Origin of the sequence: Staphylococcus nepalensis (genome assembly GCF_014635045.1) — a bacterium.
Lineage (GTDB): Bacteria > Bacillota > Bacilli > Staphylococcales > Staphylococcaceae > Staphylococcus > Staphylococcus nepalensis.
Map to the genome: position 1 here is coordinate 125,831 of NZ_BMCF01000007.1, position 26,048 is coordinate 151,878.

General features: G+C 32.5%; 25 protein-coding genes. 4 read left to right on the forward strand and 21 right to left on the reverse strand.

All coding sequences use genetic code 11. The features are described 5' to 3' along the window. Positions 1-166: 166 nt before the first annotated feature. From IEU88_RS13715 to IEU88_RS10745, 8 genes are all read right to left on the reverse strand, one after another. Entirely contained in the window at positions 167-3,946 is a 3,780-nt protein-coding gene (locus IEU88_RS13715) for a Rib/alpha-like domain-containing protein (protein WP_229719072.1), read from the reverse strand. 212 nt (positions 3,947-4,158) lie between these two features. Continuing rightward, entirely contained in the window at positions 4,159-4,389 is a 231-nt protein-coding gene (locus IEU88_RS10715; RefSeq protein ID WP_096808069.1) for an HTH domain-containing protein, read from the reverse strand. Positions 4,390-4,827: 438 nt separating this feature from the next. Beyond that, positions 4,828-6,258 (reverse strand): aldehyde dehydrogenase, encoded by a 1,431-nt coding sequence (gene aldA, locus IEU88_RS10720; protein WP_103372675.1) that lies wholly within the window; start codon positions 6,256-6,258, stop codon positions 4,828-4,830. Between the two features lie 3 nt (positions 6,259-6,261). Continuing rightward, positions 6,262-7,599: an MFS transporter gene (locus tag IEU88_RS10725; protein ID WP_069793342.1), complete on the reverse strand. Its 1,338-nt coding sequence runs from the start codon at positions 7,597-7,599 to the stop codon at positions 6,262-6,264. Positions 7,600-7,616: 17 nt separating this feature from the next. Then, complete coding sequence (rhaM, locus tag IEU88_RS10730; protein ID WP_103372676.1) at positions 7,617-7,931, reverse strand: L-rhamnose mutarotase; 315 nt, start codon at positions 7,929-7,931, stop codon at positions 7,617-7,619. Beyond that, positions 7,931-8,761 (reverse strand): rhamnulose-1-phosphate aldolase, encoded by an 831-nt coding sequence (gene rhaD / locus IEU88_RS10735; protein ID WP_103372677.1) that lies wholly within the window; start codon positions 8,759-8,761, stop codon positions 7,931-7,933. Before rhaD ends, rhaM begins: the two co-directional genes overlap by 1 nt. Then, positions 8,762-10,021, reverse strand: a complete 1,260-nt coding sequence (rhaA, locus tag IEU88_RS10740; protein ID WP_103372678.1) for an L-rhamnose isomerase — start codon at positions 10,019-10,021, stop codon at positions 8,762-8,764. Next, positions 10,005-11,474 carry a rhamnulokinase gene (locus tag IEU88_RS10745; RefSeq protein ID WP_103372679.1) on the reverse strand — a complete coding sequence of 490 codons (1,470 nt, stop codon included), beginning with the start codon at positions 11,472-11,474 and terminating at the stop codon, positions 10,005-10,007. The genes rhaA and IEU88_RS10745 overlap by 17 nt, the downstream gene beginning before the upstream one ends. A gap of 157 nt (positions 11,475-11,631) precedes the next feature. Between IEU88_RS10745 and IEU88_RS10750 the strand changes: the two genes are divergently transcribed. Beyond that, positions 11,632-12,381, forward strand: coding sequence for a DeoR/GlpR family DNA-binding transcription regulator (locus IEU88_RS10750; protein WP_096808063.1), 750 nt, complete (start codon positions 11,632-11,634; stop codon positions 12,379-12,381). A gap of 511 nt (positions 12,382-12,892) precedes the next feature. Then, entirely contained in the window at positions 12,893-12,985 is a 93-nt protein-coding gene (locus tag IEU88_RS10755) for a type I toxin-antitoxin system Fst family toxin (RefSeq protein WP_107365508.1), read from the forward strand. 128 nt (positions 12,986-13,113) lie between these two features. Here the strand turns inward: IEU88_RS10755 and IEU88_RS10760 are convergent, their stop codons facing one another. From IEU88_RS10760 to IEU88_RS10780, 5 genes are all read right to left on the reverse strand, one after another. Then, entirely contained in the window at positions 13,114-14,004 is an 891-nt protein-coding gene (locus IEU88_RS10760) for a reverse transcriptase family protein (protein WP_160148675.1), read from the reverse strand. Position 14,005: 1 nt separating this feature from the next. Further along, entirely contained in the window at positions 14,006-14,305 is a 300-nt protein-coding gene (locus IEU88_RS10765) for a helix-turn-helix domain-containing protein (RefSeq protein ID WP_103373675.1), read from the reverse strand. A gap of 756 nt (positions 14,306-15,061) precedes the next feature. Beyond that, a complete protein-coding gene (locus IEU88_RS10770) occupies positions 15,062-15,787 on the reverse strand; it encodes an alanyl-tRNA editing protein (RefSeq protein ID WP_115359548.1) in 726 nt (241 codons plus the stop codon). A 26-nt stretch (positions 15,788-15,813) separates the two neighbouring features. Then, positions 15,814-16,839 carry a threonine aldolase family protein gene (locus tag IEU88_RS10775; protein ID WP_115359547.1) on the reverse strand — a complete coding sequence of 342 codons (1,026 nt, stop codon included), beginning with the start codon at positions 16,837-16,839 and terminating at the stop codon, positions 15,814-15,816. Beyond that, positions 16,840-17,283, reverse strand: a complete 444-nt coding sequence (locus tag IEU88_RS10780; protein WP_103373730.1) for a MarR family winged helix-turn-helix transcriptional regulator — start codon at positions 17,281-17,283, stop codon at positions 16,840-16,842. It abuts the gene before it with no gap. Positions 17,284-17,548: 265 nt separating this feature from the next. On the opposite strand from IEU88_RS10780, the gene IEU88_RS10785 reads away from it, so the two are divergent. Continuing rightward, positions 17,549-18,127, forward strand: a complete 579-nt coding sequence (locus IEU88_RS10785) for a recombinase family protein (RefSeq protein ID WP_103373731.1) — start codon at positions 17,549-17,551, stop codon at positions 18,125-18,127. Positions 18,128-18,563: 436 nt separating this feature from the next. Here IEU88_RS10785 and IEU88_RS10790 read toward each other — a convergent pair whose 3' ends face one another. Further along, entirely contained in the window at positions 18,564-19,499 is a 936-nt protein-coding gene (locus IEU88_RS10790) for a helix-turn-helix transcriptional regulator (RefSeq protein WP_107644483.1), read from the reverse strand. Positions 19,500-19,579: 80 nt separating this feature from the next. On the opposite strand from IEU88_RS10790, the gene IEU88_RS10795 reads away from it, so the two are divergent. Continuing rightward, positions 19,580-20,221: an FMN-dependent NADH-azoreductase gene (locus IEU88_RS10795; protein WP_103373693.1), complete on the forward strand. Its 642-nt coding sequence runs from the start codon at positions 19,580-19,582 to the stop codon at positions 20,219-20,221. Positions 20,222-20,470: 249 nt separating this feature from the next. Here the strand turns inward: IEU88_RS10795 and IEU88_RS13785 are convergent, their stop codons facing one another. From IEU88_RS13785 to IEU88_RS10825, 7 genes are all read right to left on the reverse strand, one after another. Next, the gene (locus IEU88_RS13785) at positions 20,471-20,596 is read right to left on the reverse strand and encodes a hypothetical protein (protein WP_255312510.1); all 126 of its coding nucleotides are present in this window, start codon (positions 20,594-20,596) and stop codon (positions 20,471-20,473) included. Between the two features lie 23 nt (positions 20,597-20,619). Then, positions 20,620-20,817 (reverse strand): M23 family metallopeptidase, encoded by a 198-nt coding sequence (locus IEU88_RS10800; protein WP_103373694.1) that lies wholly within the window; start codon positions 20,815-20,817, stop codon positions 20,620-20,622. Next, a complete protein-coding gene (gene yidC / locus IEU88_RS10805) occupies positions 20,810-21,658 on the reverse strand; it encodes a membrane protein insertase YidC (protein ID WP_103373695.1) in 849 nt (282 codons plus the stop codon). Before yidC ends, IEU88_RS10800 begins: the two co-directional genes overlap by 8 nt. Beyond that, positions 21,659-22,759, reverse strand: coding sequence for a helix-turn-helix domain-containing protein (locus IEU88_RS10810; RefSeq protein WP_107644482.1), 1,101 nt, complete (start codon positions 22,757-22,759; stop codon positions 21,659-21,661). A gap of 377 nt (positions 22,760-23,136) precedes the next feature. Beyond that, the gene (locus IEU88_RS10815; protein WP_103373696.1) at positions 23,137-23,808 is read right to left on the reverse strand and encodes a hypothetical protein; all 672 of its coding nucleotides are present in this window, start codon (positions 23,806-23,808) and stop codon (positions 23,137-23,139) included. A 299-nt stretch (positions 23,809-24,107) separates the two neighbouring features. Then, on the reverse strand, positions 24,108-24,653 hold the full coding sequence (locus IEU88_RS10820; protein ID WP_103373697.1) for a hypothetical protein: 546 nt from the start codon (positions 24,651-24,653) through the stop codon (positions 24,108-24,110). Between the two features lie 680 nt (positions 24,654-25,333). Then, positions 25,334-26,041, reverse strand: a complete 708-nt coding sequence (locus tag IEU88_RS10825; RefSeq protein WP_229719074.1) for a GntR family transcriptional regulator — start codon at positions 26,039-26,041, stop codon at positions 25,334-25,336. Positions 26,042-26,048 lie beyond the last annotated feature (7 nt).

Below are 26,048 nucleotides of genomic sequence, written 5' to 3' on the forward strand. Positions count from 1 at the left end.
AACGTATTATGTACGCAAAGAAACGAAAATATGAAGTTACCTCTTTTATTGAGCATTAATTTTTTCCATTTTTAATATGTCCTTGTTTTCAGTATCGGTATCATAGTAATGATATTGGGTTCTAATTAAAAAACTGGGCGTAAAGCCCAGCCTTTTAAGTGATTAATTATTTATTTTCATTGTGCTTGCTACGTCTTCTGAATAATAGTAATGAACCAAATGCTGCAAATAATGTTCCAAGCATTGTAGTATTATGAGTAGTTTCTCCAGTTTCTGGCAGTGCTTTCTCTTTAATGGCGTCTTGTTTACTGCTCTTACTTGAGTCTATATTTACACCTTTATGTTTTAATTCGCTATTTTTAACATCTGTTTGTTTACTGTTCTTCACTGCGGTATTTGTATGAGCTTCATAAGCTTTATTTCCAGACAAGTTTACGCTAGGTTCATTTTCTAGGATATTTTCATCTTTTGGCGTTTCAATTTTTTCTTTATCTGAACTATTATTAGGAGACATGTCACAGTTTTCACCTACAACGATATTCGTTGGACCAGATACGTTACCATCTTTATCTTTTTCAACAGCAATAATGATATCACCTTTATTTAGGCTTACTCCTTTAGGTACATCAACTTTCCAATTACCATTTTCATCAATTGTTCCTTCTGATGTACTACCATTTGGGAATGTGACTACAATAGTATTGCCTGGTGTACCATTTGAACCTGTGATTTCAGTATCATTATCATCTACAGGATTAACTGTTGGCGCTGGAAGTTGGATTATATTATCTACCGATACTTTGGATGGTACAGTTTCCGAAGAGCCATCTGGGTATGTTACTGTCACTTGAATTACTACTGATGTGCCAGTCATAGCATTTTTAGGTGGATTAACAGTTAATTCACCAGTATTAGCATTCACAGATACTTTCCATCCTGCAGGGACTTGATTAGTAGCTATATCATATTTAGAACCATCTGGCATTGTATTGTCACCAGTTTGCGGTACTTTAACTGTTTCACCTGGTTTAACAGTCGCATGAGCGTAACCTGGGTTGTTTATATTCGCTTGTGTATCTGCTCCAACGATTACTGGTACTTTAATGTGGTCTGTTGTGCCATCTGGATACGTCACCGTTACATCTACTTCGGTTTTACCTGGCGTCTTACCGTTCGGTAATTGTGTTGGGTCATCCACTGTAATAACCGGTTGGTCTCCTTGGCTTGGATAACCTGGTACGGTCACTGAATTTGTCACATCTTCCGCTGTTGTTGGTGTACCGTAGTCTTTTTTGATACCTTCTGTAGATGGCTCATACACTTCATTCTCTGCTTGAGCTCCAACAGTTACTGGTACTTTAATGTGGTCTGTTGTGCCATCTGGATACGTTACCGTTACATCTACTTCGGTTTTACCTGGCGTCTTACCGTCCGGTAATTGTGTTGGGTCATCCACTGTAATAACCGGTTGGTCTCCTTGACTTGGATAACCGGGTACCGTTACTGAACTTGTCACATCTTCCGCTGTTGTCGGTGTACCGTAATCTTTTTTGATACCTTCTGTAGAGGGTTCATACTTGCGTGCATCTGTTATTTTAATGATAAATGAATCTGCTGCAACGTCATTACCACCTACAACAAGATAAGCTGTATAAATATCACCATCTGTTGCTGTATCTGGTACTATAAATGTGGACTGTTTTTCGCCTTCTTTTAAAGATGTAATATCTGTTGTTTGTTGAACAATATTACCTTTTTTATCTCTCCACTCAATGTGTGTTGGAAGGGGTGATAACTTACTACCGGTCAAATCAATATTCACTACATCGCCTGGAACTGCTGGACTATTCGTATTATTAAGGTCAATAATTTCTAAATCAATCTTTGTAGTTGGTACTAATGCAAAATTCACGTTATACCACATTGGATTTGCAACCAAATTTTGTGCAGGTGCTGTTTGTGGTGTCCATGATAAGTTACTATTTGGTGTTCTAAATTGTGGACTCGTATAAGAAGAATAAGATTTTATCATATTACCTTCGGGGTCCATGACATAACCATAGATATATTGGTCATTCAGTGTGCCATCAGGGAATCTTAATGTGTATTTACCGCCTTCATCTGTTTCACCATAAACGGTTGCTGAAATATATTCAGGATGATCTGTTAATAAATTTTTAGCAGCGTCAGCTCTCTCACTTTCTGGTAAACTTTCCACTTGGGCTTCATAAGCTTGCGCACCTTCACTGGTTAAAGAAGACATAACTACTGTATAACCAACAGCTTGTGGGTCATTGCCGTTGTCATTAGGCCCTGTAGCAGAGTTAGCGTAATCTCCTGCACCCGTTTCTAACCAAACTTTCCCTGAAATACTATTTTTAGCATTTAAATCTACTGACGGTGCACTTATTGGCCCCAATTCATCATGTATCCATTCAGAACGATCTGCATCCATATATCCATTTGTAGAGTCAATAGCCATATAAATACCTGTACGTTGCATATTCGTACCAATTAATGGAAATTGGCCTAAGTTTGAACTACTTACAGAATTTACATATGAACCTGGAAAAAATCCACCCGCTTGTCGAAGCATAGATACATTATTACCATTTGGTGTTTGGAAATCTTCAATCCATAATCTATAATATTGTCCTGCAATTGCATGATATTTATGTTCTTTACCATTTGCATCTATCCATGCTTCTCTTAAATCAAACGCGTACGAACCTGGTCCAACTTGAGATCCATCAGCTGAGCTTAATTGATTTGTTGTACTTGCAACATAAGTAGGTGAGACAGCTCCGTCGCTATCAATCCATTGTAAATAAACTTTGGTACCTTCTGGAATTGGTGTTAAACCATTTGCCATAGTAGAGGGCGTACCATGATCAACTAACCACGCTCTACCCGACAGTGTATTTGGCGCATTTGTAGCGTCTGTTTGACTTTTTATGTAACCATTTGCAATTGCATCGGCTTCAATCACTTGTGAACCAGAATAAGGCATTAATGCACTTGGTACATCATTAGCACTAATATTTAAAGCTTCTGTATTTCTTGGTGAGACTGATCTTAACGCTGTTGCAAATCGTTTATTTGCGTTTTGTTCATTTGCTAATTGGTTGATTAACGCAAATTGTAATGCTTCAGTAGTCATATTTTGTGGATCTAAGTTTAATTGACCGATTATTTTCTCAGCTTCACTATCAGATACATTGGCTACTTTAGCGTAATCATTTTTTGCTGATTTCGTATCATTTATGTTCTTTATGTTAGCTGTTGCGCTTTCTTCTTTAATTGGCTCTGTTTGGGATGCTGCTTCTGCCACTTTTTCTTCAACTTTTTCTACTTCTGGATTTACTTGTGGCACTATTTCTGTTGTTTCGTTTTGAGCTTGCTCTGCTTTGGGTGCCACTTCTGCTGTTTTGTCTTGAGCTTGCTCTACTTTTGAATCCGCTTCTGTTGTTTTGTCTTTAACTTGTCCTGTTTGGGGTGCTGTTTCTGCTGCTTTTTCTTCAACTTGTTCTGCTTCTGGATTTACTTGTGGCACTATTTCTGTTGTTTCGTTTTGAACTTGCTCTGCTTTGGGTGCCACTTCTGCTGTTTTGTCTTGAGCTTGCTCTACTTTTGAATCCGCTTCTGTTGTTTTGTCTTTAACTTGTCCTGTTTGGGGTGCCGATTCTTCTTGTGTGCTTTCTTCTATATTTTTCTCTTGATTAGAACTATCCCGATTTGTGCTTTGATTCATAGTCGACTCATCAGAAAGTTCATCCGACGTCATTTCTTCCATTTTTTGTGTGTCTTCTGCTGCATTCGCTTCCTCATTTGCTACACCAAATATTAATGCTGCCCCTACTAGAATCGATGCTGTTCCTACTGTGAATTTACGAATAGAATACTTATTTAACCTATTAGATAAAAAATCTAATTTTTTACCAGTCATTCCTCTATATCTCTCCTTTATAAAAATTACCAAGAAGTAAAACTTGTATAGATCGTTAGGATTTTCATATGACACATAAGCTATATTTAAAGCTTCTCCCTAGTATCGATTCATAAAAAAATCCAAAATTACTAACTATGAATATTAGTATTTTGAAAGACATTTAGATGAAAACACACACACCAAATACAACAATTATTTAGATTTAAAAATTAACCACTCTTTTCATTTTTTATAGAATATTTATAGTTATGGTAGTCAAAATAAATCTCTTTCTTTTCAAACCATTCGTCATTGTCGTAAAAATAATTCCTGATTTCTTGAATATCTCTTTTGATAGTCCTTTCGCTTACTTTAAATTCAGCAGAAAGTTCCAATTTATCCAATTTTTTATGTTGTATAAACCGTGTGTATATACTCAAAAGCCGATGCGAACGATTCAACTAAGTCACCTTCTTTCTTGGTAAAGTTATTATACAACCCGAAAGGGACGAATATTGGCCCAACTATATGTTTTTTACATATTTTTCTCTTTTTTTTAAAATTAGCGCAACTTTGAAACAAAACGATTTAATTATGCGCATTTAGAAGTAAAATAAATAAATGAACGATCCATCCACTTTTATTTATTATCTTTGAGAAATCATTAACTTATGTAAAATTGAGAAAGGTATCCTTTTACTTAGTAAGCGTAAAGTTAGTAAATAGATACATTATTCAAAGCGCAAATCAGGCCAACTAATATTTAAGGAATAAGGAAAGTGTAGGATGAGCATTGATATAGTGGATTTTAAAAGGGATAAAAAGCGAGGCATTTTAAAAAGCTCTTCATCTTTAATTACGGATGAAGAGCTTTTAATCACATATTAATTACTATATGTTTATTCTATATTCATATATACGACATGTGTGCGTAAATATTCTTCTAAGCCATGCTTGCCGTCAGCACCGCCAATGCCTGAATGTTTAACACCTGCATGGAAACCTTGCATAGCTTCAAAATTTTCTCTATTAATATACGTTTCGCCAAATTCTAAGCGATCTACAGCTTTAAAGACTTGTTTCATATCGTTAGAGTAAATAGATGAAGTCAAACCAAACCTGCTATCATTTGCGAGCGCTATTGCTTCATCAATAGTTTCAAAACTCACGACGGGTAATACAGGTCCAAAAACTTCTTCTTGTATGATTTCCATGTCGTTATGACAATCTGTAATTACGGTTGCTGGATAAAAGTTACCTTTACCTTTAGGTAGAACGCCGCCACATGCTAAGTGTCCTCCTTGTTGAATAGCTTGTTCTACGTGATGATGCACATTTTTTTGGGCTTTTTTATTAATTAGTGGTCCCATATCATAATCACTATCTAACGTGTTACCGTACGTTACTTCAGCCATTTTTGCTACTAATTGATCTACAAATTGATCTTGTATGGATGATTGCACATAGACTCTTTCTGCGCAGTTACACACCTGACCGCTATTGATAATACGTGAATCAATAATATATTGTACTGCTTTGTCAATGTCAGCATCTTCTAAGACAATGGCTGGTGCTTTACCACCTAACTCTAAATTTACTTTTGTAACATTGCGGCTCGCCGCTTCCATGACTTTTTTCCCTGCACTTTCACTACCTGTAATCGATACGAGTTCAATTGCTTCATTGCGTGCGAGTTCATCACCAACAACTTCGCCGGCACCATTGACTAAGTTGAAAACCCCTGGCGGTAAGCCTACTGTATCTAAAATCTCAGTAAAAATTAAAGCGTTAATAGGCGTCTCTTCTGATGGTTTTACGACAATTGTATTACCAGTTACTAATGCTGGCGCCATTTTGCGTGCGATTAAAAAGAATGGGAAATTCCAAGGTAAAATACCTGATGTAACGCCAAGCGGTTTTTTATACAATAAAATATGCTCGTTTTTACGATCGCTTTGAATAATCTCACCTTCAAAACGACGCGCCCACTCCGCCATATAATCTAAATAGTCAGCAGTAAAAAATACTTCTGTACTGGCTAAATCACGCGTTTTTCCGCCTTCTTTGATAATGACTTCCGTTAACTCTTCGTTACGTTCGCGTATTCCCGTGGCTATTTTCTTTAAATATTGTGCTCTTTCAATAGCAGGCACTTCGCTCCAATCAATTTGTGCTTGTTGTGCACTATAAATTGCTTCTTGAGTATGCAATTGTGTACCTACATAGGTTTGTCCAATAATATCCTCTGTCGCTGGATTTATAACATCAATTACGGGTGCTCCTGGTCGCTCTACAAATTGGCCGTTTACATAATCTTTAATTTGATACATCACTTAACCCCTCACTTCTTTTAAATTATTTGCTTGCGCTGCTTCTTTTACTTGAATGTTTGCACTGTCGCCATAACGCTCTTTTTCAATTTGTGTTAATGTCTTGCCTTGCGTTTTCGGTGTTAATACTAAGCCTATTATAGTGTGAATGGCTAAGAAACTAATCATAATTATACCGGTAACTTTAAAACCTAACGTCGCCAAAATCGTCGGTAAGACAAAGGAATAAATTGAAATACCAGTACGTACAATAAAGTACATTAATCCTTGTGCCCCTGCGCGGTACCTTGTTGGGAAGAGTTCACTCGTCCATAGTGCATAAAAGGCTTGCGCTCCAATACCTGCAGATGAACCCCAAAGTACAACGAACAATATGAGTGAAACCCAGTTCATTGGCGCAAATGTTAAAATTAACCATGCCACGATACCCATAACTGCGCCAACGCCAAATAATAGTCGTTGATTAACTTTATCTCCTAACTTCATAAAGCCAAAGTATGTCGTCACTACTGTTAAGAACCACAACACGGCTTGTAAAATGTTCGCTTGAGCGCCAGATAAACCGCCAACGCTTTCATAAATAAATGGCATAAAATAACCCATAGCGCCAGAAGTTAAGTTCCAAAACAGGTAAATACCCATTAATAATAACATTGCTTTTAAATTCACAGGGTTGGTAAATAATTCTTTAATTACTGATGTTTTTTTAATATCATGAGCCGCTTCTGCTTTCTCTTTCGCTTTTTCTGCTTCCCAAATTTCAGATTCATTCATACCTTGACGGATCCACCAAGTTACACCTGCAATAATGAATAGATGTAAAAAAATCAAACGTGAACCTAACAAGCCCATGGGTGCAACAATAACTGCTAATAAAAAAGTGATTGCAGGGCCAATGGACCAAGCCAGTTGTGCTGTACCTACACGTTTCGCACGCTCATCTTCAGGTGCTTCTTCTGCAATATACGTCCACGCAACAGGCACGCCGATACCAACTGCAATACCGACAACAATAGTACCAATCAATAGCATTGAGAAGTTAAATGATAAAATAATTGCTAGTATGCCTAACATATATAGAATTAAATCATATTTGAAAATAAATTTACGTCCCAATTTATCTGTAATTGGACCGCCTATCAATGCACCAATTGCTGCTCCCAAAGCATTTGCACTCAATGCACTCAACAAACCAATTTGCATGTTATCAATATTTAAATACGCTTGCCACAGTGATAAACTACTCGCTGCGGCAATGATGGAACCAGCTTCGATATAGTTCGCCATTGCAATCGCAATCGTTGCCACCCATCCTGTTGTTTTTTTAGGTTTTAAGTTCATTTTTCCATCCCCTTTTTTTATTCTAGGAAAAACACTTCTGTTAACTCGATTGACTTCGGACTATTATCATCATTCACATTCATAATATCTGCCATATAATCCCACCACTGACGACATATCGTTTGTTGCGCAATTTCAGCGTGTAGTGTTTCATCTTCTATTGTTAAGACCGAAAATAATTCACCGGTATGCTCATTTAAATAAATATGATAATCACTCACACCATGGTCTTTTAATAGTTGTTTCATTTCAGGCCATATCTCATCATGGCGACGTTTGTACTCTGCGTGACATCCTTCTTTCACATACATGACTGAGGCTAGCTGTGGCATTACTTCACACCTACCTCTAAATAGCCGGCTTTTGGTTCTACATTAAACCCTTGTGCCAGTGCGCTAAGTTGTTCATCACTAATTTCTTGCTTCGTGCCACCTTGCGCTTGAACATACGTATAAACTTCTGCTGATTTTTCAATTGTTTCAATCAAACCAAATGTTTCATCTAAGTCTTGTCCAGCACCAAAAACTCCGTGAAATGGCCATAATACACTTCGACAATGTGTCATTTTCTCTGCCGTTAATTGTCCGATTTCTTCTGTTCCAGGCACTACCCAAGGAATAACACCGATACCATCTGGGAATACAACTAAACACTCTGTACACATCTTCCATAACGTTTTGGTCAATGCTTTTTCATCTAATTCATGTGCAAACGTCATCGCAATCGTATGCGTCGCATGGCAGTGCATGATGACTCTATGATTTTCATCAACTGCTAAGCGTTGAATATGATTCATTAAATGCGTGGGCAATTCACTTGTCGCATGTGCCCCGTTCACAAACCCCCATAAAATGTCATAACTTTTACCATCAGCAGCGATTTGAATTAAACCAAGTGTGTCTTGAGGGTCGGCTTTAATATTTTTAAAATATTTTCCTGTTCCTGTAACTAATAAATAGCGTTGTGCTAACGCCTCAACAGTAAACGGCAAGGCAATATTACGTGTGTTTCCCGTGAAACCATCTAAGAAAGGCGCTACTTTATCATCATCAATAATCCACGAAATATTACCTCCGTTACGTTCATCCCAGCCTTTGTTGTACATCACATTAGTAATATTGCATAATGATTTAACCATAGGCGAATCGATAAATTTTTCCATTTATATCCCTCTTTCTGCCAATACATTTTGTTCATAATCTTTAATAGCTCCATACCAATTTAAACCTGGCTCTACATCATTTCTAAGACAAAATTCATCCCAAATAGCACCAAATAAATAAGTTTTCATTTCTTCTTGTAATGCTAAACGTTGCGTAAAATCTCCAGTTAGTTCAGCTTCTTTTAATTGTGTCACCGGGTCTAATAGTGCTTTTAATAACGCTTTTTGCATATTTCTAGTACCAATAACCCATGCAGCTACACGGTTGATAGAAGCATCAAAGAAATCCAGGCCTACAGTTGTCGTATCTATTAAGTCGTTATAAATTAATTCTTTAGCTATTTCATTTAATTCATCATCTAACGTTACGACATGGTCGCTATCCCATCGCACCGGTCGTGACACATGTAAACTTAAACCTTTAGTAAATAATGACAAAGCTGATAATTTGTTAGACACAACTTCAGTTGGATGATAATGACCAGCGTCTAATAGAATTTGTTTATTGCGTGTTAAGCCATAACCCATATAAAATTCATGAGATCCTACTACATAACTTTCTGAGCCGATACCAAATAATTTACTTTCCAAAGTATCTACGTTATAGGCTTCATCAATGTCTTCGCTGAAAATTTCATCCAAACTATTCATTAAACGTTTCCGCGGTGTCAGACGATCTACAGGTGTATCTTTGTACCCATCAGGTACCCATATATTAGTAATTGACGCTTGGCCTAATTCTTGACCAAAATAAGCACCGATTTGGCGTGCACGTTTACAATGTTCAATCCAAAAATCACGAATTTCTTGTTGTGGGTGTGCTAATGTTAAGCCGTCTGCTGCTTTTTCGTGACTGAAGCACGTTGGATTAAAATCTAACCCTAAACTGTGTTGTTTCGCCCATTCTACCCAATTTCTAAAGTGCTTAGGCTCAATCTCATCTAAATCAATCGTTTCTTCTGTTTCAGCATAAATACTGTGTAAGTTAATTTTATGATTTCCTGGGATATGTTTAAGCGCTTCTTCTAAGTCACTGCGTAGTTCTGCACCATTACGTGCTTTACCAGGATAATTACCTGTTACCGAAATACCACCTGATAGTTCCTGATTAAATAAAAAGCCTTCGATATCATCCCCTTGCCAACAATGAATAGAAATTTTAATATCCTTTAGTTTATCTAATGCGGCTTCTACGTTAACTCCTATTGATTCATATTGTTGTTTTGCTAACGCAAATGCTTCTTTATAATTTGTGTGCATATTGTGTTGCCTCCTTAAATAAATTAATATCAGTGATTCTGTCTGTTGTATCTTTAGGTGTCATGATATGTTGCAGCATGTTTGACTGTGCAATCGCTTGTCTCGCTTCTGCTATATCTTTAAATTGTTCTGTCGTGATCATTGTGGCTGCTAAGTTACCAAAAACTGTAGCTTCTACAGGGCCTACAATAATATCGCAGTTCGTATAATAAGCTGTAAGTTCATTTAAATATTCATTATTAGAGCCACCGCCTACAATATTAATAACTTCAATCGTCGACCCTGTTATCTCATTCAATGCCTCTATAGAAACTGCATAAATGATAGCTAAATTTAAATACACTGTTTGTGCTAATTCTCCTATAGTTTGTGGAACGGATTGTCCAGTCTCAATGCAATAGGTTTGAATAGCTTCAACCATGTTATTTGGATTTATAAAGCGTGCATCATTAAAATCAACGAACACTTTAAAATCAGTATGTTGTTGTGCCTGTTTTACCATTTCGGGAAATGTATAATTCTTGGGCCAATCTTTACGGACTCTTTGGATAATCCACATACCTATAATATTTTTCAAAAACCTATAAGTTCCTTGAATCCCTCTTTCATTGGAATAGCCCTGATTAAAAGCATTTTCAGAGACAATAGGCTCTGATAATTCTTGACCAATTAATGACCACGTCCCACTGGATAAAAATGCCCAATCTTTCCCACTATGACCTACTGACCCTAATACTGCAGAAGCAGTATCATGCGACGCGGTCGCATAAACACACGTTTCTGGTAAATTATGCAACTTATGAATATCGGGTCTCACATCTCCAAGATATGTGCCAGGTTCAACCACTTCTGCAAACTGTTGAGGCTTGATATCGACTATTTCTAACAATTCGTTATTTAAGTTATAGCCATATAAGTCTAATAATTGTGTAGTACTTAAATTAGTAACTTCGTTAGTTAATCGCCCAGTTAAGCGAAAGTTTAAATAATCCGGAACTAATAAAATATATTCTGCTTGTTGTTTTACCGATTTACATTCTTCATATAACTGAAATAACGTATTAAATTGTAAAAATTGAATACCCGTCTTGTTATAAATATCGTGCTTATTTATTAATTGAAATACTTTCTCCATTGTATGGTTCGTACGCGTGTCTCTATATGACACCGCTTCTTGCAAGCGCTTACTTTTATCATCTAAAAAAATATAGTCTACACCCCAGGTATCTATACTTAAATAACATGAACGGACGCCTAGTGTTTTGGCTCGTTCGAGTGATATTATAATCTCATCAAACAAATAATCAATATCCCACACTTCTTGTTGATTTTGTGTGGTGAATCCATTAGCAAAACGATTAATTTCTTGTATTTTGATATCTCCGTCTTCTACATGCGCTAGGACTGCTCTTCCACTTGACGCACCAATATCAACTGCGATGTAATTTTTCATTTCTTCACCTCTTTGGTTTACATTATAGAGCTATAGTTATCATAAATCAACAATAAACCACACATTTTGTTGTTTGTTGTTGTTTATAATGGTGATATGTGAGGTTTTAGGCTAGGTTATGCTATACTAGAGAAAAACAAATTAGGAGCAATGACAGATGAAGCCTTTTGAACGGAGAAAAAATTTACTGAATGAGTTATACGTAAACAACGTTGTTTACGTAAGTAAATTAGCAGAAACATTTAATGTCTCTGAAGAAACTATCCGCAGAGACTTAGAAAAATTAGAAAAAGAAGGCATTGCTGAACGTAATTACGGTGGAGCTAAATTATTAAAGTCTGAAGAACTACCTTATTCTGTTCGCCACACACGGAATAAAGAAGCCAAGCTTAAGATTGCTAAAAAAATCAATCACTTTATTGAGGACGATACTAGCTTATTTTCAGACTCAAGCTCAACAGTTATCGAAACGTTAAAACAATTCGCAATTACTGATAAAAAAATCCATATTATTACAAACGCAGTCAATGCCTTATATGAGTTAAACCAGTCATCACTCGAAATTAATTCGACTGGAGGTAAACTCTTAAAACACTCATCAGCATTAGTTGGGCCGCAAACAATTGAATCCATTCATAAATTTAATCCTGACTATGCTATTTTAAGTTGTAAGTCCTTAACTAAAGATGGCATGATTACTGATTCGAATGAGTATGAAGCGCACATCAAAGAGTTAATGATTAGCAAAGCCAATAAAGTTATTTTAGCGGTCGACACCTCAAAATTCGATAAGACCAGTCTTATTACATTCGCGCAATTATCTGATATTGACTACATTGTCACTGATACAGAACTCGACCACACATGGCAGAACATATTCGCTAAAGCGTCAACGATTGTGTTATAACCAATGTTTGGCTACACCCACGCCAGACTTACTAACAACATAAAACACCCACTACTTATGCTGTACACAAAAGTAGTGGGTGTCTGTCTTTATTAAAAATATTGTAGTGTTTCTTTGTTTATCGGTGATAGAGCATTTTAAATTGGTTGATGCTTTCATGATATTCATGTGCTTTTTTAGTAATACGCTAGTTTCTCCAGCTGAAAAAGTTGTTTCAAATATTGACACTTTTTCCAAGATTGTTTAGCGTTATACCTCAAGATAATTAATTTATATAATGGTATAATTATATAAAAAGGAAGAGGGTTTATGAATCATTAGAATTTTTCATAAAAGTTTAAATATTAAATCGAGACATATAAAATATGGAATTTTAATAAGGCGATATGCTTTCTATTCAACATAATTTAACTTATCGGAAGTGCATATGATTCAAAGGGTACAGATGATATAATAGCAGAGTCGCCTTAACTTCCATAGGCGAAATTACTATGGAAGGAGGTGAGCATCTGTGGACTTTCTATTCGTAACGGTTATTGCACCTGTGATAACTGGATGTATTGTAGCTTGGTTTACCCATTGGTTAAACCAACGCAATAAATAGGCGACTATCCATATCACATAAAGAGCCCCAACCTATTGCAGTAGGTTGGGGCTCGGTGTATATCTATGGACTTTCTATTCGTTATTTGTATTATAACATCATAATGAGGAAGAATGCAAAAGACTAATTTAAAGGTTTTTCACATATGAATTAGTACCATTAAAATGGTTTGGTTCGATTAACCTAGCAGCATTAATTTTCCCTTTTAACGACATTACTTGGTGCTTTAGTTTTTGGTTATTTTTTATATTTTCAAAATCTTTTAAAATACTAATTCTTAAACTATTTGGAATTTTCAACTCATAATTTTTTAATATAACTCCTGTGATTTTCGCACCTTTTTTGGCCGATTTATAATTTGTTTTTTTGTATTTTAAAGAGTGATCGAATTTTCGAGCTTCTATATCAATGTGGTTAATCAAGTTTTGATAGTTAAAAGAGCTATCTTTGGAAAAGGTTAAATCATCTACATATAAAGTCATTTTACAATTGAATTTTTGGCTGACATTAAACATATTAATGAACATTTCTTCATACGCAAAATAAGCGAGAATTTGGCTGCTTGGAGATCCAGTGGGTATATATTTTAAAGTAGTTATATCAGATAGTAATTTTGCAACATCTGGAGAAGTTAATAATTTTTTTGCAAAAAATTGATACACTCTATCGCGGGAACAATTATTATAAAAACTACGAATATCTGTTGTACAGACATATTGTGCCCCCATATGATAATGAGCATTATCTAGATATGATTTTTCTTTGGTAGATGATATGACCCAATCGGGTTTTTCTATTTTATTGAGTAAACTGAGCACTCTTTTTTGTATAGCTTTCAGTTCCTTTTTAGGTGCTGTAATTTGTCTTTTTTTATTGAAAGTATAGTATTCTTTTTCAATAGATTTTGAAAGTCTTTTTAGATTTTTTAAATCAGTTTTAAGTAAACTAGCTAACTTTTTCTTGGATCTACATTTATATAAAGCACATTGATGGATTGGATATTTTTTTAATTGTTTCAAATCAATTTTCCTCCAACTCATCAGTGTGTTTATTTAAAATTTTGATTAATCGTTTCTGTATAAACATCTCAGGTTTACTTTTACGTTTATTTTCACTATAGTCTTCTGCCATTAACATAATTGTAGAAACTTTTATTTCAAATATTTGAGAATATTTATTTAACAATTCTAAAGAAGGAGTCTTTTTGCTGTTTTCTATTTCAGAAAGATAGCTAGGAGATATATTGATGTCATGAGCTAAATCTTTTGCTGAAACGGAGTACAGTAGCCTTATTTTTTTTAAAACTTCTCCTATTTTCATAATAATTCACCTCTTTATTAAAAGAATCAGGAAGGAACTAACATATTACTTAAATAGTTCAGTAATAGAATTAAGTAGCTTAATAGATAAATGGATAATCTCCAGTAAATTTTTGTAAAACTGAAATTTCCATGTGCTACTATTCTTAGTTAGTTTTACTTTTTTTGAAGAACTTTTATATTTTCTCATAGTTTATACTCCTTCTGTGTCTACTGTATTATATAAAAAATATAGACACCCCTCAGAAGAAACGGTACAAAAAAAGTTCAGCCTTCCCAATAAATTTCGTGTTCGGAGGTCCCCTCCGAAGAACACGAGGCGCTTGTAGCGCCGAGGCATTCTCGGGCTACGCAATCTCGTGCAGCGCCTTAAAAGGTAGAATGAATAGTTTGAATTCATTCCTCGAGCAAATTGCTCCAGTGTATAGGGGATTACCATTAAAAGTTCTTGTATACAATATAGCACAAAGAAAGCAATTTAGCAAATTAAATTCGCTAATAGCGAATTTAATTATATTATATATATTTATTCAAAGGGTTTTATCATGTTTAAGAGCATATTACAAATCAAATATTTTATTGATAAATTCAATGATTGTTTGTTTACAGTACACCCTAATCATACAAAAAAAGTTGTTGAAATTACCGTAACTGTTACTTTACTTGATATATGAGAATGATTTTACTTAATAAATGAGAAAGCACAGTACTTATATTGTGTACTGTGCTTTAAAATAAACTAATATTTATTTATAATTTAAGTAATAGCCACTTTAATACGTTTCTTTAGACGGCCTTTGTTTTTTAATTGTTCTACCTGAAAAGAACCTATTTCTTTGATATTAGATACATGAGTTCCAGCACAAGCTTGTTTGTCTATACCTTTAATTTTTATTAATCTTATAGTGTTAATTTGTTCTGGAATTAAATTAGTATACGTTCTTATTAATTCATTATTCTCATAAATATCTTTACGTTTAGCGTATTCGATATTTACTGGAATTTCATGAGTAATTAAATCTTCTATTTTATTTTTTAATTGTTCTTTATCTAATTGTTCCGGCAAACAATCTTCTGAAAATGCTATTTCTAAGCGAGCATAGTCTTTTTCAATTTGACTACTAGTTGCTAATGCTCCATATGTTGAATAAAAATAACCAGATATTAAATGTAGTAACGTATGATAACGCATATTTTTATATCTATGCTCCCAATCTATATGCATGGTCAATTGACTATTATCTTTAGGTAAAGGATGACTTAGCTTGTAAATATATTGGTTGTTTTGATCTAATTCTATATTTTCAATTACATATTGATTACCTTTGTGTGCAATGTATCCGATATCTTTAGGTTGACCACCACCACCAGGATAAAAAATAGTTTTATCTATAATTATACTTCTTCTATCTTTACTTATAGAAATTATATTAATATTACAGTTAGTTTGATAGCTTTTTGAAATATAAAGTTCTTCGGTCATTTGTATTCCTTCTTTTTAATCATTTTTTATAATAAATCTATTAATAAATCTACATTTTCTTCTTTAGTTGCCCAACTAGTAGCAAAACGTATAACTGTATTCTCATCATCGTACTTTTCCCAAAAAGAAAATTTAATTTTCTCTTGTAGTTGTTTCAATTTGCTATTGTTAACAACAATAAATTGCTGATTTGTTGGAGAATCAAAATAAAGCTTATACCCTTTTTCTAATAACGCATTTTTTATTTTTAATGCCATATTTACCGCATGTCGGCTAATTTCAAAATATAGATTGTTATTAAACAACTCTAGAAATTGAATACTAACTAATCTCCCTTTAGCTAAAAGTGCTCCATGTTGTTTTATTAGAGTTGTAAAATGATTAGGTTCATTATTATTTGTAAATACAACAGCTTCACCACATAAGCCGCCAATTTTAGTTCCACCAATATAGAAAACATCACAATATTTAGCAATATCTTTTATAGTCAAATCACTTTCATGACTGGCTAAACCGTAACCTAAGCGTGCCCCATCTAGATATAATGGTATATCATGTTTTTTACACATATTAGATAATGCTATTAATTCTTCACGGCTGTATAATGTACCATATTCTGTAGGATAAGAAATATAAACCATACCTGGAAAAACCCTGTGCTCATAATTTTTATCGTTATAAAAATCTCTTATTAGATTATCAACATTTTTAGCTGTAATTTTCCCTTCGTTAGACGGTATACTCAATATCTTATGACCTGTAAATTCAATCGCACCTGCTTCATGTGTACTGATATGTCCGGTGTCTGCAGCAATAACACCTTCATAAGAATTCAAGATAGAATTAATAACAATTTGATTTGTCTGCGTACCCCCCACTAAAAATTTAACGGTAGCTTCAGGACAATCAATCACATCTTTAATTTTTTCTTTTGCTCTATCAGTGAAATTATCCATGCCATATCCAGATTCTTGTATCATATTTGTTTTTACTAATTGTGCTAAAACATTATCATGTGCGCCTTCAAGATAATCATTTTCAAATGAAATCATCTATTTTCCCTCCTGTTCAGTAATTACGACTTGATTTAAAATACTCTTAATAGATACCATTGATCTTTTTAGTTCTTGTATTTCATCATCTTTTAGAGGTTTTAAAAGTTCGACTACTTTTTCATCAGATTCTTTTTCAACATACTGATTTAGTTCTTCTCCCTCATTAGTAAGAAACAAGTGATAAACTCGATTATCTCTTTCATTTTTTTCCTTAAAAATAAGTTGGTTTTTAATAAGTTTATTTAGAATACGGCTTAAATATCCTTTATCAATATTTAAATATTTGCTTAGTGAATTTCCAGTGATTCCTTTATTCCTACCTATTTCACCTAACGTTCTCATTTCAAGTAGTGAATAGTTTAATTTAAATACACTTTCATCAAATACACCTAACACACGTGTATAAAATCTGTTGAATTTTCTAATATCATTAACTTCCAAATCAAGCACCTCCTAATAGTTGACAAAAGCAACTATATATATAAAAGTTGCTTTTGTCAACTATAATACATTGATAAGATTATAGTTATATTTAACAAGAGTGTGTGCAGAAAATAACCATTTTCTGCACACGCTCTTTTTATGTCTAAATAAGTAAGTATTACATAGAATTATATGTTCAAAAACCCAACAAAAAATCTATGTTCATAAAAGACCTTGTAATTAAGTTATGGTACACTGAAGGTGTATATAGGAGGTTTGTATTTTGAAAATAGGTTATGCAAGAGTTTCAACTGGATTACAGAACTTGAATTTACAGGAAGATCGATTAAATGCATATGGTTGTGAAAAGATATTTAACGACCATATTAGTGGTTCAAAAAGTAAGCGACCTGGTTTAGATAAAGCAATTGAATTTGCGAGGTCAGGAGATACGATTGTTGTTTGGAGACTAGATAGACTAGGACGTAATATGGAGGATTTAATCACATTAGTTAATGAACTTAACGAACGAGGCGTGAGTTTTCATAGTTTAGAAGAAAATATAACGATGGATAAATCAAGTTCTACAGGACAATTATTATTTCATTTATTCGCAGCATTTGCTGAATTTGAACGCAACTTAATTTTAGAGCGTTCTTCTGCTGGTCGAATTGCAGCTCGCGCTAGAGGACGTTATGGAGGTAGACCAGAAAAATTAAACCAAAAAGATTTAAACTTACTTAAGACACTTTATGATAATGGGACACCAATTAAGACAATTGCAGAGCAGTGGCAAGTTTCACGTACAACTATTTATCGTTACCTCAATAAATTAGAGAGAAAAGAGAATAAAAACAAGTAGAGCGACTAATCAATTTTACTAAAATGAATCTACTAAATAATTTTATATATCATTAACAAATACCTTGATTCAATGTTACTCGATGCAAATGAAAGCTTCTCACAGCGTCTAAAATCTCATAATATTTGACTGTTATGAGATTTTAATAATAACACAAGAAAAAAGCGTACGAATTCGTACGCTTTTTCTATATAATAATCATTTCACTAATGAAGGTTTTAAGTATGATTATCAGAAATCAATATTTTAATTTAATTTCGCATCTCCTCACCAACACGGTTTACTCAATATCTAAAAAATTGAAACAATTGCATTTAAGTATCAGACAGCTGCTGCGAATTCTCTAATATACACTCATCAAAGTAAAGTTCTTTATTTATGTTTCAGACTCTACAACAGTAAAAATATAGGAGATAATAGCTCCCCTAGCAAACGTTTAATATTTATATTTATTTAAAATACCTTTCAATTTGTCTATATAATTTTCTTTAAGCTGATTAGGGTAAATAATCTCTATATGCTCACCTAGAGAAATTAAATAGTCAGTCATATAACCCAATTCTTCAATATTGTACCCACCTGTGATATAGGGAACGCCTTCTATATATTCTAATTTCATATTCGGATAATTTTTCTTTAAAAAAAGTTCTATACCAAACGTAGTTAATTTACATTTAAACGGTATATCATTAAACGTCTGATCATGAAGTTGCTTTATGTCTTCTAGTTCTTTTCTAGAAAGAGACTGTTTCCCCTTACTTATAATTAACTTCATTATATAGTCACATCGATAAGTCCTCCATGATTTCTTACTGAAATCATAAGCGCTACAAAACCAAATACCATTTCTATAAAATAAATCATAAATTTGAATTTCAGTTTCTTCATATTCATATTGCGTATATGTGATATAAACCCTTTCTTCATCCATAATAGATGTTAAAATCCTCTCTAAATTATCTGCACTATTAATTGGTGCAACATTATAATAATGAATATATTTTAGCACCTTAGCGATATCTTGCTGCTTTTCATTAGGTAAACTTGCAAATAATTTTTCTTTAATTTGCTCATAGGATTTTTCAAAAGGTGTATTTGATAATATATCTAAAGCCTTTAATGCAAAGAATATAGCTAATATTTCATTGTTATTAAAATAAATGGGGGTTAATAAATTTTGCGAAATTAACTTATATCCTCCATATCGGCCATTTTCAACGTATAGAGCCAATCCCAGCGCTTCAAGTTCTTGAATATCTCTTAGTGCCGTTCGTTTGGAAATACTAAAAGCTTGCATAATATCTTTTAAATGAAATGTAGATTTATTACTTAAGAAAATGAGTTCTTGGTTTAATCGTTCTGACTTTTTCATAATACCTCCTTCAAAGGTGCCTTATTTAGACACCTTTGCATATTATACTTATTTTATCAAAGAAATAAGGAGTATATGCTATGAAAACTTTAATTATTAATGCACATCCAAATTTTAACAACGAGAATAGTTTTTCTCACAAACTACAAGAAATGTTCCTAAGAAAATATAAAGGTGTTTTTCCAAATGATACACCGGAAATTTTAAATCTATATGCTTTTGATTTGCCCCGTATTGACGCAACTCAGTTATTAAGTGTTTGGGACAAGCAACATACTGGTAAAACAATGACAGAAGAAGAACAACGCATGTCTAAAATCACTACAAATTTACTTTTACAATTTAAATCATATCATCGAATTGTGATTGTCTCTCCACTTCACAATTTTAATGTAACTTCTCAATTAAAGGACTATATAGATAATATTTTGGTTGCGCGTCAAACCTTTAAATATACTTCTGAAGGTTCAGTAGGATTAATGACTGATAATTATAAAGCTTTATATTTACAAGCCAGTGGCTCAATATATACCAATGATGATCGATATAAGCCTTTAGATTTTTCATACAGTTATTTAAGAGCAATGTTTGAAGATATCATGGCATTTGATGCATTTTATATTGCTCGTGCCCAAGGTACAGCAATATTAACTGAAGAAGCAGTTTTACAAAATGCAGAGAACGACTTAGATCAAGCCTTTAACGCTTTTTACAGTTTATAATACAAAGATAATGAGTTTGGGAGATAAATATCTTATTTTCCGGTTTTGAAAATGCATGATTAACTGGGCTTCGTCTTTTACTCACACCGTTTCCCTAGGCGGCCCCCTTTACAAAATCTACAGTTCTCAGAAGACATATTAAAAGAGACTTCCTAGAAAAAGGAAGTCTCTTAATTGTTTCAAAATCAAAGCTTGTTTTAATAACGAACAAATCTAACACAAAATTTAAGTTCACACTTTATTAAAATATTATTTTTTTCTTTTTTTCTTTATATCTCTTTTTTCTTTTAATTTCGCTAAATATTTCGAAGACTCATCTGTAAAAGTAGATACAATTGCAACGATTATATCTATTATTTTAATTAAAATTTCCATCGATTAGTACCTCCTTTAAAATTTTATATGCTATCTCCTTTTATAGGTGATCTTCCGTTAGAAAATTTAATTTTTAAAGAAACACATTCGTCTATTTTAGATGAGTTCATAACTTGAAATTGTAAATGTGGTTCGGAAGAGTTCCCAGAATTTCCACATTTACCAATCAAATCTCCTTGGCGTATTTTTTCACCGATTGCAACGTTTAACAAACTACGCATTTTCAGACAAAGTTCGCTTACTTTCGTTATTCTGGGTATGATTACTTTGAATTTTTTTCTCTAACTGATTGGCTTCTTCCGTCGCTAATTTAGAATAATATTTATTCGAAAAGAACATTTGAACTATTAAAAATGCAGCGTTAATTGTCCAATACAATCCCAAAGCTGAAGCTGATGTTATTGAAATGTATATGATAAATATTGGAGAAATAATAGTCATCAGATAACCCATAGAACGTTGTTCTTTAGGCATATTTTCTAAGTTTATTAACGGTTGTATGATATATAAAATACCAGCGATTACAGTAACCCAAATATTGGGTTGCGTTAAATTAAACCAAAGAAAATGGGCATGGTCTGTTAACCCCCCACTAGAAGGCCATTTCAGTGAAACGTATAGCCCATATAAGACTGGCATTTGTACAAGAAGTGGCAAACACCCTAGCATCGTCTTCATAGGATTCATACCGTATGCTTTATATTTCTCCATCATTTCTTGGTTCGCAGCCATTTTCTCTTCTTGCGTATTTGAATTTTTAATTTTGTCTTGTATTTTTGTAATTTCTGGCTTAACGATGCTCATCTTTTTACGCATAAAGTGTCCATTTTTAGATTGAGATAACATGAACGGTAACATGATAATCCTAACGATCAATACGATTGCAATGATTGCTAAGCCGTAGTTATTATCAAATATCGACCCTAACCAATGTAAGAGATAATCCATTGGTGCTGCAAAAGTATTATAGAAAAAACCACTTTTATTTTGGGGGGTTGAATAATCACAGCCAGATAAAAATGCAACAGTTATTATAATGAGAAAACTATACTTTCTAAACAACTATTTTCTCTCCTTTTTTAAATAGATCTGTTTAATTTTAGTTTTAATATTTTCAAAACCTTCAATATTATTAAAAGATTTATGATTTAAAACGCTTGAATAAAGCATTTCTAATAGATTTTCATAATTAAGTGGCAATCTTTGACCAAATGGGAGTTGTTTAAACCATTCGTCTATATCATTAAAGAATTCATCAGTATGATAACTAAAATCGCTTATTAAATAATCAAATGACTGACAAAATTTTTCTAGATTTTCTATAGCTTTTAATGGGTATTTATCAGCATGATACTGAGCAAACTGATAATAAATAGTAATTGTTAAATATGGATATAAATAATCAATATTAAAAGCCTTGTTCAAGTGAAAAATTCTATGTTCTAGATTATCTATTGATAAAGTATGTAAATCATAAGTTAGACTGAGCGTGAAATTTTGTAAATATATTATCAAAGATTGATACATATCTGTCTGAATGACACTATTAGCCTTCCTTTTTTCGCCACTTAAAATATATGCTTGAGCTAACATAAAGCTTTGACCTAATTTCATATCGTAATCTGGAACATTATTAATAATATCAATGTATTTACCCTCATATATTTGAAAGGCTAATTTATAGCCTTTAGCATGCTTTTTTATCTCGTCTATATCACAATTATCTTCGATAAGATGAATCATTTTATAAGCTAGTTCTATTGTTTCATTATATTGCTCCTCATTTTGACAATAGGATATATGATTCATTAAAAGTCCTAAGAGTGAACTAAGTAATGAAAATTCGTTACAGTTACTAACATAATAATCTCTCACAGTCGATAAATATTCATCATAATTTCTACGGTTAAGCATTTTAGATAATGATATAGATATTTTTGTAATTTCTTCATCTGTCATAGTCACACTGTAATTTAGCAAGTCATCTACTGAAATATTAAATACTTTTGCTAATTTAGGAAGCATTGTAATATCAGGATAAAGGGATGTATTTTCCCATTTTGAAATAGTTGCTTTCGTTGTATTAAGGTATTCAGCTAATGATTCTTGGGTCATTCCACATCTTAATCGTTCTTTTTTTATTGTCTTTGCTATTTGGATCATTAATAACACCTCTTGTATTTAATGATACTAGAAAATTCATAGAAGGTATATTTCCTATGTGACAACTTAAATAAACAAAGTTTCCTAATAAGAAACCATAATAAAAACCACTTCCTTTAAAAGAAGTGGCTTAAACGTTTCAAAATCAAAACGTGTCTTAATAACAATCATTTTTAACCACCTAATCATACATACAGAAATACTGTTTTACTAGCCTCGATAATTGTTCGATTAGGGTAGGCTTTAAACATACACAAACACACTTTCTCAATTGATTAAGAAAGTGTGTTTTATAAACGAATGTTTAAGATAGATAATGGTCAATGTGAGTACATATATATTTTTTTATTTATGACAAATAACTTTTAATTTAGAAATTAATTCTTTACACGTTCTGTAATATCTTCAATCAATTTTTTGCTTGTTTCTCTTAATAATTCAATGAAAACATCATATGCTTCATACATTTCTTCTATTTTACTTTGTGATTCAATCGGGAGTTTTGAGTCAGCAAGGATTATACTATAAACATCTCCTATATCTGTGATTCTCATACTTTGATTTATAGCATTATTTAAGTTGTTTATTTTATCTGTGATTTTTTCTAGTGAGCGTAAATTTAAATTCACATGATTATTGTTTAAAATTTCTTTCATTGTTTCTAGATAATCATTTAATTCTTTTTCTATATCATTATAGTAAAAATATTCAGCTCTTTCTCCTAATATAAACGCGTGTTTATTCTTCGAATTAATTGTTAATGAAAAGGGAGATAAAATTTCGTAATTCTCCCTATCTTCAAATTCTTTTAATTTCTCAAGTTCTATTACAAAATTCCCGATGTTTTTTCGTTGCTTCTGTGTAACAAGATCAATCATCTTTAAAGTTTTATCATTCTTCTTTATCTCATCTGAATACATCTTCTTATTCGTATTCGTGATATTCCAAAAGGTAAATATAAAAGCTGCTAGTGTGACCAGTGCTGATAGCAATTCAACGCCGTGATCATACCAAAAACTATGTTTAGCAATTTGTAATCCAATAACCATTTAAACTATCCTCTCCATACTATTTTAATGTATTAATAATAACACCAAAAAGCATAAACATATTAAAATAAAAATGGATAGCGAATACAGTAATGTTTCTGATATGCGGTTGTATATTTTATGTAAACCTTAAACATACACAAACACACTTTCTCAATTAATTAAGAAAGTGTGTTTTATAAACTATTGTTTAAATTTTCACTATAGATTATTATATTTCAGTCATTAACCTAAACGTCTGATATACTATCTCTTTCATCTATAAAATCCTAAAAACCAAAATTATATAAAAGTTAAATTTAAACTCCACCTTTCGGGTTGCCTTGAGCCATACATTTACCAGCAGTCCATGCTAAATTACCTGCAATTCCAGCTGCTCCTCCTTTAACACCGAGTTTAATGAGGCTTCCAGATGCTGCAGCATAATTCCCCGCATTTAAGGCTTGGATTACTTCTCCAGCTGCAGTGGCACCTATAGCATCTAACCAATTCACTGAATTCACTATGCATTCAGTATTATTACTTGCATTTTTGCATGCTTCAGCAGATGGACATGCTTCATTAGTTACTTCTGAGTCCTGATCCTCTTCAATTTTTTCTAGTTGTTTCTGTTTTTCTTTAGGAAATTTTGATTTAATAATATCATAATTATAATCAACTATTTCTCCTTCGTCATTATGTATCTCAGCATCCTTAAAATAATATTCAAGTTCTTCAGTCAATTCATCAACTTGTTGTTTTTCTTCCTGCTTTTGTTCTTGAGCAGAGGTTACCGGTGAAATAATGATACTTAATACAAAAATGATAGATACAAAACTAAAGATAATTCTACTATTGGGTTTCATTTATTATTTTCCTCCTTTATACTACAAATTATCACAATATATTTTGAAAGGAAAGTTTAGATTTGAAAAAAGTTTATAAAAAAACATTTATATTTATAATATATTATATAATAGCTGCTTTTGTTTTTAATGCTATTATTTATTTGTTTAATGGAGAGTTTGATTTAATGAAATCTTTAATTTTACCTCTTATAGTAGTCATCATATCTTTTCTTTTTATAAATAAAGAAAAAAAATATAAATAATAAAAAGAAAGAGAAAATTATAAAAGAATATATAAAAAAGACTCCTTGTTCAATAAGGAGTCTTTTTAATCGTTTCAAAATCAAATACTGTTTAAATAAAGAACCAATTTAAGACCTATAAATATAATTTTACCAATGCCTAATTTGGTATTTCGTTTTCTCGTGTCTACTAATAAGCTTAAAAAACTATAATTCGTTTTCTATTTTGACAATGTTTGTTACTTTTTTATAATTCATAACGAAAAATACAATGCTAGTTAATGAATAATCGATAAAATGCCAAATAGTTCTATACTGTTGATAATTTTGTCTAACAGTATTCTTCTGATAAGTAGCGCTAAAAGTCACCTATTTTTATAGATCTACTAGTGAGTAGCATTTGAGAATTTCCACTGCTCTGTTTATCAATAGTATATTATAACTTTTATTCATAAATTATTTTAGTACTTCCTTTATTTCTTTCCATGCTCTTTTTCTATGAGATTCCATTAATTGTCTTGCCGCTTTTCCATCACCAATTTTCATACAAGTTAACATTGCTTCATGCTCTTCAATTGAAAATTCAGGTATCGGCCTTGCATTAATAGTGTATAAACGAACTCTAAAAAGTTGATCAGCATGTATATTTCTCATATTAATCAGTTTAGAATTATCAGCTAATTGAGTAATCTTTTCATGAAACTCATCATCTTTTTTTGACCATTGGTATAAATCATCCTGTGCTAAATACTTCTTTTGGTCTATAATTATTTTATTTAAATCTTGTAATGCTTGGTCTGTAATTTTTTCTGTAGCAATTTCTATAGCTAAACCATCTAAGCTTTCTGTAACTTCGTATATTTCTTTAATATCTTTTTCTACAATGGGATTTACTATAAATCCCTTTCTTGGTATTAATGTAATAATATCAGCAGATTGTAGTCTGATTAATGCCTCACGCACAGGAGTACGGCTCATCTCTAATACATCAGCAATTTCTCGTTCTAAAAATGTTTTTCCTGGTTTAAGAATTAAGTTTTTAATAGCAATACGGATGATATGGTAAGCTTTTTCTGGTAATCGTAAATCTCCAATTTGGCTTGATATATCTCCAATATTTGAACTTAATAATTTTAAAGAATTATCATTATTTGGCATATTCATTATATTT